At 46.7% G+C, this 7,586-nt stretch carries 8 protein-coding genes; 5 read left to right on the forward strand and 3 right to left on the reverse strand.

Features of this window, described 5'->3' with window-relative positions; translation table 11 throughout:
• Positions 1-15: 15 nt before the first annotated feature.
• On the reverse strand, positions 16-549 hold the full coding sequence (locus H6F50_RS18935; RefSeq protein WP_190429896.1) for a hypothetical protein: 534 nt from the start codon (positions 547-549) through the stop codon (positions 16-18).
• 95 nt (positions 550-644) lie between these two features.
• On the opposite strand from H6F50_RS18935, the gene H6F50_RS18940 reads away from it, so the two are divergent.
• A complete protein-coding gene (locus H6F50_RS18940; protein WP_190429897.1) occupies positions 645-878 on the forward strand; it encodes a Nif11-like leader peptide family natural product precursor in 234 nt (77 codons plus the stop codon).
• 450 nt (positions 879-1,328) lie between these two features.
• Entirely contained in the window at positions 1,329-1,652 is a 324-nt protein-coding gene (locus H6F50_RS18945) for a hypothetical protein (protein ID WP_190413671.1), read from the forward strand.
• A gap of 356 nt (positions 1,653-2,008) precedes the next feature.
• On the opposite strand, the gene H6F50_RS18950 is transcribed toward H6F50_RS18945, so the two are convergent.
• Complete coding sequence (locus H6F50_RS18950) at positions 2,009-2,893, reverse strand: tetratricopeptide repeat protein (RefSeq protein WP_347277184.1); 885 nt, start codon at positions 2,891-2,893, stop codon at positions 2,009-2,011.
• A 320-nt stretch (positions 2,894-3,213) separates the two neighbouring features.
• Between H6F50_RS18950 and H6F50_RS18955 the strand changes: the two genes are divergently transcribed.
• The 3 genes from H6F50_RS18955 to H6F50_RS18965 all read left to right on the forward strand — a co-directional run bounded on the left by H6F50_RS18955 (position 3,214) and on the right by H6F50_RS18965 (position 6,946).
• Positions 3,214-4,800 carry an efflux RND transporter periplasmic adaptor subunit gene (locus tag H6F50_RS18955; RefSeq protein ID WP_190413673.1) on the forward strand — a complete coding sequence of 529 codons (1,587 nt, stop codon included), beginning with the start codon at positions 3,214-3,216 and terminating at the stop codon, positions 4,798-4,800.
• Between the two features lie 87 nt (positions 4,801-4,887).
• Positions 4,888-6,105, forward strand: a complete 1,218-nt coding sequence (locus H6F50_RS18960; RefSeq protein WP_190429898.1) for an ABC transporter permease — start codon at positions 4,888-4,890, stop codon at positions 6,103-6,105.
• Positions 6,106-6,181: 76 nt separating this feature from the next.
• On the forward strand, positions 6,182-6,946 hold the full coding sequence (locus H6F50_RS18965) for an ABC transporter ATP-binding protein (RefSeq protein ID WP_190429899.1): 765 nt from the start codon (positions 6,182-6,184) through the stop codon (positions 6,944-6,946).
• Positions 6,947-7,053: 107 nt separating this feature from the next.
• On the opposite strand, the gene H6F50_RS18970 is transcribed toward H6F50_RS18965, so the two are convergent.
• Positions 7,054-7,575 (reverse strand): orange carotenoid protein N-terminal domain-containing protein, encoded by a 522-nt coding sequence (locus H6F50_RS18970; protein WP_190413679.1) that lies wholly within the window; start codon positions 7,573-7,575, stop codon positions 7,054-7,056.
• Positions 7,576-7,586: the final 11 nt, after the last annotated feature.

Raw genomic sequence — 7,586 nt, forward strand, 5'->3', positions numbered from 1 at the left:
AACTGCCGCTAAATTTTAATCACTTTGAGGTTTTAATTCCCAATTAAGAAGCCGGGGAATCTGCGACAAGTGTACGCCGTAATTAAAAATCCAAAGGACAATTTCCAGCACTAATAATCTCTGTATCCAGATTGTCCCACTCTCACAATTCAGAAGCGTCAATCCACTATATAATTGCCAAACGCGATAAGGAAGGTATAAGCAAGGAACCATCACGAACGTACAGGATTGAAACCGTCTCGTTGTCACGCTTTCGGATAAAATTTGTAACCCCAAAATGACAAAGTACGGCACCAGTACCTGAAATACGCTGGGATGATTCCACCATATGCCCCACAGAACCATTGCTACTAGGGGAAGCGCCACTCCCACTAGCAGTACAACAAATAACCACGCTCTAAACCAAGGCGGCAGTGGTTGAGGAATCGTGAAGGGAGGTGAATGTCTCCAAAGCCAACCCGCAAAGACAAGAAAAGACGTAACAATTGCTAGGAAAAGGAGGTTTTCTAAAAGAATATTCAGGTTGGTAGATGCGGCTGTCTGTAACATAGGATTAAAAAAGAATTTCAGCAGTATAGTGCACGATTAAAATGGCTATAGTGCATGAACTAAAAAAGACACAGTAGAGTAGGGGGATTGTCAAAATGTCTAAAGAAAGTGCCTGTCAATTTCTGGAAGCTGCTGCCTACGATTCAGGTTTACGCGAAAAATTCCAAGAAGTAGCTAGTCCAGAGGAATTCGTAAAAGTTGCTCGTGAATTAGGCTACGCCTTGACCACTGAAGAATTGAAGGATGTCGTCAAAGAACATAGTGAAGGTGTCATCTTGAGAAGGCAGACGGGCGTTTGGCCTTGGCTGCGGAGGGTTAAATGGATTTAGTGCATTGTGAACTAGCTAATGGTTAAAAGCTATCGTGAGCTTAGCTATTAGAGTTTGGGGTGGGCATTGCCCACCCTATTTTATACAGCTTCAAAGCAAAATTGAATCTATTACACAATCAACAATTTTTTTGTAGATATAGTGAAAAAATCACCTATTTTATGGCTTATGTAGTAACCACGGCGGATTAATATAACAGGAATTTTACACTTGTTCTAGATAGCGATCGCTTTTATATATATTTTTTTTGAGTTACGATAGTGTGCTATTTAACACATGAATCGTAAGAATTTACAGGTAGAGACAGAGCAAATGTACTTTCTTTGCTTGCCTGCCTAAAATTTTTTAACTAAATTTTTTCTAATTTGCTCTAGTCAGTTGCGAGGTTCCGAGGTTAAGATTGACGCTAATAATCACACACTTTTATAAGCCTATACAGTATAAACACTTATGAATTATCCAGACAATAAAGATAACGAACTTCAACGCAGGGAACGAGAGCTTCAGGAGCGCAAAAGAGCTAATCGACTCCGAGAGATAGAGGCAGAAATTAATCAACCGCCGCTGCATCAAACTACTAAGCATCAAGACTCTCAGCGTTCACCCCAGCCGTGGTACAAGAAACTGGCGAACCTTGGAAAGTTTGTAGCCATCGTTGTTACCATCGTTGTCAGCATTCAGCTAGCAGGAACCCTTTCTTATGTGATTATAGTTGGGGCAGTGGTTTGGGTTGCTTATAAACTCTTTTTTGAGAGCGATCACTCCAAAAAATAAGGCAGAATTTTCACTTCGTCTGTGCTATCGAATCTGAACAATTTAGACCAAGGTCTCAAGTTCTTAGGGTAAAGGTATCCGTTGCACGATTACGGATTATGGTCAGTCAGCTCAAAACCCGATCAAAATAGTAAGCGGTTGACCATCTTGATGCACCTGGCGTAGATCCTACACCCTATCTGGTGTCTGTGCGTCAGTCTTGAGTTTGTAAAAGACTTGCAGTTATGGCGTTTGGAGCAGAGCAGCCGGAAAATAGTAATTACCCATTACCTACCTGCCCTAATTTGTAAAACTACCCGCAAAAAAATAAAGCACGAAGGATAAAATCTTATCCTTCGTGCTTTATTCTTCATGCTTCACTCAGGGGCGTTTTGCGGTTGTCGAGGTTCGTTGTCATTTTGGGCAATTGTTTCCTGAATTCTGGGAGTTAACAGGAACTTTTTCGTTTCTGTGAGTAAGCGATCGCCCCAAAGATTTTCTTGGAGAAATTTTACATCGGCGTAGCGACTGTCTAACCGAATCGCAGCCTCTCCCAAAGACAAACCCTGTTCGCGATCGCCCTTCGCATACAGCGCCACCGCCATCGCCAACCGGGGTTCTGCCGCCTCCTTATCGAGAGAGCTAGCGGAACGCCAGTGACCAAGCGCTCCCTCTACATCGCCCATTTCGTACTTAACTAGCCCAATATTATTAATTGCAGGCCAGAATTTCTTTTCCTTAGCAACCGCCTTTTGGTACTGAGCGATCGCATCTGGAAACCGTTTCAGTTTGTAATAGGCATTGCCTAAATCAAACAAAGCTTCCGGGACATCGGGTTTGATCTTTAACCCAGCTTGCAAAACACTAACAGCTTCCTGATACTTTTCCTGCTGAAAGTGCCCGCTTCCCAGAGCAAATAGAATCCCCGGTTCGTTGGGTTGAAGGGTTCTCGCCCGTTGCAAGGCATCAATGGCATTATTTACCTCCTGCGCTTGCAAAAACAAACTCCCCAGTAAAAACCAGGTTTGATAACTAGTGGGAGCCAGCTGAGTCGCCAATCGCGCTCTGGGCAATGCTAGATCGTATTGTTGGAATCGCGCTAGCTGAGCCGCATCTTGTGCCAGGTTCAAGCCCTGCTGCTCTAGCTCTTTTGACTCCATTTGTAGCGTATAGGGCACGAGTGCTTGCCCAGAGGCGGGGAGAGCAACGCTCCCTAAACCAAGGAAAACAAGAAGCGGGAATATCGAAAAACGTTTAGGCACGGTGCAGCCTCAAAGAAATAATGCGAAGAGAAGAAATGTTCAGCAACCTTACCAATAATTTAACTGACCGTAGCAGAAATCGAGAGCAAAGCCACACGTCAATTTGGGGATCGCTATAACGGATTGACGGGAAACACTAAACAAGGTTCAATCCGTCAGGAAGTTCAAACTCGCTAAAATAGGGAAACAATAAGCAACTTGCTGTAGATAAATACAGTTGAGTGTGACTCCTTGGTGCTAAAGCTGAATCCCATCGTCATTAAAAATACCCTCATTGAGCAGTCTGTTCATTCGTACTACCGGACTTAAAAACTACGCGAATGCAACTTCCACTAATAAGCAAAGTCAAGAACCCTTCTCGGTGGGTCATTGGGCTGATAGCGTCTAGCATCTTGGTAGTTGGCTCTACCACTTATTTCATCATGGGTCGGGCAACGCCCAAACTAGACATTGAGAGCCTGACCGTACCTGTTAAATCGCAAACCTTGAAAGTACGGATTATCGCTAGCGGTACCGTCGTGCCCGTTCAAAGCGTCAATCTCAGCCCTCCAACATCTGGGCGTTTGGCAAAGTTATACGTCGAGCAGGGAGATAGAGTCCAGCAAGGGCAAAAAATCGCCCAAATGGAGAATTCCCAGCTTCAGGCTCAATTTTTTCAAGCCAAAGCCAATCTGGAGCAAGCTCAAGCCAAACTGCAACAAGCACAAGCGGGGAGCCGTCCCGAAGAAATCAATCAGGCAAAAGCCCGTCTAGAGCAAGCGAAAGCTCGTTTAGCTGCGGCGCGGGTGGGTCGTCCCGAAGAAATTGCCCAATTCAAAGCTCGTCTGGAGCAAGCCGAAGCGAATCTAGCATCGGTACAAATTGGTCGTCCTGAAGAAATTGCCCAGACCGAAGCTCAAATCTCTGCCGCCGAAGCGCGGGTAGAATTGGCACAAAAACGAGCCAATCGCAATCAACAGCTCGCTTCTCAAGGAGCCATTTCTAAAGACCAGTTGGATGAGGTACTGACAGAGTACCGCAATGCCAGCGCCAACCTGAGAGAAGCCCAACGACGGTTGGAGCAACTCAAAAACCGTACCAGCCAAGAAATTCAACAGCGTCAAGCGGCGGTAGCAGAAGCGCGATCTGCCTTGCAGCAAAGTCAAAAGGGCGGTCGCAGCGAGGAAATTTCCCAGCGCGAAGCGGATGTTGCAGAAGCTCAGGCTGCCCTGCGACAGTTAGAAAATGGGACGCGCCGAGAGGAGATTGCTGGGTTAAAAGCAGCCGCTGACGCTGCCAGAGCTTCGATGCAGGCGGTGCAAGTCCAGCTCTCTGACACGGTAATCATCGCTCCCTTTTCGGGGATTGTGACGCAGAAATACGCCACAGAAGGCGCTTTCGTCACTCCCACAACTTCTGCTTCGACTACGGCTTCCGCCACTTCAACTTCGATTGTTGCCATTGCCAGAGATTTAGAAATTCTGGCGAAAGTCCCAGAAGTTGATGTTGGGCAAATTACCCAAGGACAGCCGGTTGAGATTGTGGCAGATGCCTATCCCGACCAAGTGTTTAAAGGCAAGGTCAAGCTGATTGCGCCGGAAGCGGTGGTCGAGCAAAATGTCACGTCTTTTCAGGTGCGGGTCGCTCTGGAAACGGGTAAGGAACAACTGCGGTCGGGAATGAATGTTGACCTGACTTTTTTGGGTAAACCTGCGAATAATGCCTTGGTCGTTCCCACCGTGGCAATTGTCACCGAGAAAGGAAAGACGGGTGTATTAGTCCCTGATGAGGAGAACAAACCCCAGTTTAAAGCGGTGACGATTGGCCCATCGATTGAAAACCAAACGCAGATTTTAGATGGTATCAACGAAGGCGATCGCGTATTCATCGATTTGCCCAAAGATAGCAAACCCAAGCCAGAGGAATAAGGAGAGTTGGTAATGGGTAATAGCTAATTAGTCATTAGTCAGGTTTCTGATTACCCCTTCTCGATTACCAATTACCGATTACCGAATATGGATATTGTAGAAAGCGTCAAAATGGCTGCCACGACGCTGGTAGCAAACAAACTGCGTAGCAGTCTCACCATGCTCGGCATTATGATTGGCAATGCCTCGGTGATTGCGATGGTGGGAATTGGACAAGGAGCGCAAAGGCTAGCGTCGGAGCAGTTTGAGTCGTTGGGGCCAAACGTGCTGTTTGTGGTTCCTGGTTCCCAGAAAACTCGGAATACGACCTTTGAGGTGCCGAAAACGCTAGTTCTTGAAGATGCCAGAGCGATCGCATCTCAGGTTCCTTCCATCCAAGATGTCGCTCCCCAGATCAATTCCAGACAATTAGTTACCTACCGCAGCAAAAACACCACTACCTTGGTTCTCGGGACAACGCCAGAGTATCTCTCAGCGAGAAGTTTTGATGTGGATCGAGGACGATTTATTACCGATCTCGATATTAAGCGGAGTAATCAAATTGTCATCCTGGGGTCAGAATTAGCAGATAAATTATTTGACAATCAAGATCCGATTGGGCAACAACTGCGGATTAAAAATATCAGCTTTCAAATTGTTGGCGTGATGAAACCCAAAGGTTCGGCGCTGGGAGACAATCCGGATGAAGCGGCTTATTTACCCATCACCACCCTAGCGAATCGGATCGTGGGAAATACGTCTCCCTATGGTCTTGAAGTGACAGCAATCTCTATCTCCGCCAAAGACGAAGCCAGCATTGGAGCCGCTCAATTTCAGGTGGCAAATCTGCTGCGGCTACGGCACAAAATCAACGGTGAAGATGACTTTACCGTTCGCAGTCAAAAAGACCTTTTGGGCATTGTAAACACGATTACTAGCGGCTTGACCTTCATGTTAGCTGCGATCGCTGCTATTTCCCTGTTTGTCGGAGGCATTGGCGTGATGAACATTATGCTCGTCTCCGTCACCGAACGCACCCAAGAAATCGGGCTTCGCAAGGCGATTGGCGCACGAGAGCAAGATATCCTGATTCAATTCATCATCGAAGCGGTAATTCTCTCAGCGGCGGGTGGCTTATTAGGGACTCTGATTGGCGTTGGCGGGATCTCGCTCGTCAGTGCCTTCACCCCTCTGAAAGCTGGCATTTCACCCGTGGCAATTGTTATTGCTGTCAGTGTCTCCGGCGGGATTGGGCTATTCTTTGGCGTCGTCCCGGCACGACGAGCCGCTAAACTTGACCCAATTGTGGCTTTGCGGAGTGCTTAAAATGCACGAACAATGTTCATGGTTCATCGTTCATAACTAAGGGCGTTTGAACAGCTAGCAATTCTTCAATCCTTCAATGAGCAATCAACAACTCACTCCTGAGTCCTCAGCCCTTAATCCTTCAAAAAAACCTGTCGTCATTCGTATAGAGGATGTCACCAAGGTTTACGGGATTGGCGATACAGAAGTTCGCGCCCTTGCTGGTGTGAGCTTAATTGTAGAGGAGGGCGAATATTGCGCGATTATGGGGGCGTCTGGATCGGGCAAATCCACTGCGATGAATATTATCGGTTGTCTCGACCGACCCACCGACGGACGATATTACTTAGATAACGTGGATGTATCGTCTCTAGAAGACGCTGACTTAGCGGGAATTCGCAATCGTAAAATTGGTTTTGTGTTTCAACAATTCCATCTTTTGCCACAACTAACAGCGTTAGAAAATGTCATGCTACCGATGGTTTATGCGGGTATTCCGAGTGCTGAAAGACGCCAACGTGCAACAGTTGCTCTAACTCGCGTTGGTTTAGAGCATCGGCTGAATAACAGACCGAATCAACTGTCTGGGGGACAACAGCAGCGGGTCGCGATCGCGCGTGCGATTGTCAACAAACCCGTCTTGCTGCTTGCTGATGAACCCACTGGCGCACTGGATTCCAAAACGACCGAAGAAGTGATGGACATCTTCACAGAACTGAATACCAGCGGCATCACTGTGGTCATGGTTACGCACGAACCCGAAGTTGCTCGTCTCACGAAACGCATCGTCTGGTTTCGGGATGGACAAGTGCTGCATTCCCATCTGACCCCAGGCGATATTGGAAAAGTCGCCGTTTCTTAATTTCAAAAAAGAGCGTTCAATCCCAAGAACGCTCTTCTTTTATGGCATTTCGGATCAAATCATGGGACGCACGGCTATAGGCCCCTGCGATCGCACAAGGAAATAATTTACAGGCTGGCAGTCTTACCAGTTTCAGCTTGAGAGGGAATTGGCTTCACGTCCGTATAGCCCATGTTGCTCACGATTGTCCGGAACATGGAAATTTGTCCCTCAAAGTCAAGACCTTCAATTTGACCCATCAGGTCGTTAACGGGGTTATTTGCTTGGTAGTCTGAGGGCACATCTACGACCGTATCACCCATACCCTGCGCCCAAGCATACCAAACCATTAACTGATTATTCTCTTTCAAAGCCCCATAAGCATGGGAATATTCTGTGTTTTCGCGATTGACAATTTCTCGCATAATTGCCAACTGGCGATCGTCATCCAAATCAAAAAATTCTCCTAACAGCTTCGGAGCCAGTTCTGGATCGGTTGCCGTTGGGGCAGCGGGAGTAATCGAATCTCCCATCTTTTCATAAACGTAATAAAACCATGCTAGTTTGTCATCCGTGTTCAACGCTTCAAAAGCCTCAACCACTTTTTGAGTTTCACTGGAAAGAGCTTGAGATTTTTGGTTTGTAGTCATAAATTTTATCC

The sequence above is a fragment of the Coleofasciculus sp. FACHB-712 genome (assembly GCF_014695635.1).
Taxonomy (GTDB): Bacteria; Cyanobacteriota; Cyanobacteriia; order Cyanobacteriales; family FACHB-T130; genus FACHB-T130.

Bases quoted from the DNA above. Each gene is read 5' to 3' on its own strand.
- H6F50_RS18945 (WP_190413671.1), top strand. From the start codon at position 1,329: ATGAATTATCCAGACAATAAAGATAACGAACTTCAACGCAGGGAACGA.
- H6F50_RS18955 (WP_190413673.1), top strand. From the start codon at position 3,214: ATGCAACTTCCACTAATAAGCAAAGTCAAGAACCCTTCTCGGTGGGTC.
- H6F50_RS18940 (WP_190429897.1), top strand. From the start codon at position 645: ATGTCTAAAGAAAGTGCCTGTCAATTTCTGGAAGCTGCTGCCTACGAT.
- H6F50_RS18970 (WP_190413679.1), bottom strand. From the start codon at position 7,575: ATGACTACAAACCAAAAATCTCAAGCTCTTTCCAGTGAAACTCAAAAA.
- H6F50_RS18935 (WP_190429896.1), bottom strand. From the start codon at position 549: ATGTTACAGACAGCCGCATCTACCAACCTGAATATTCTTTTAGAAAAC.
- H6F50_RS18960 (WP_190429898.1), top strand. From the start codon at position 4,888: ATGGATATTGTAGAAAGCGTCAAAATGGCTGCCACGACGCTGGTAGCA.
- H6F50_RS18965 (WP_190429899.1), top strand. From the start codon at position 6,182: ATGAGCAATCAACAACTCACTCCTGAGTCCTCAGCCCTTAATCCTTCA.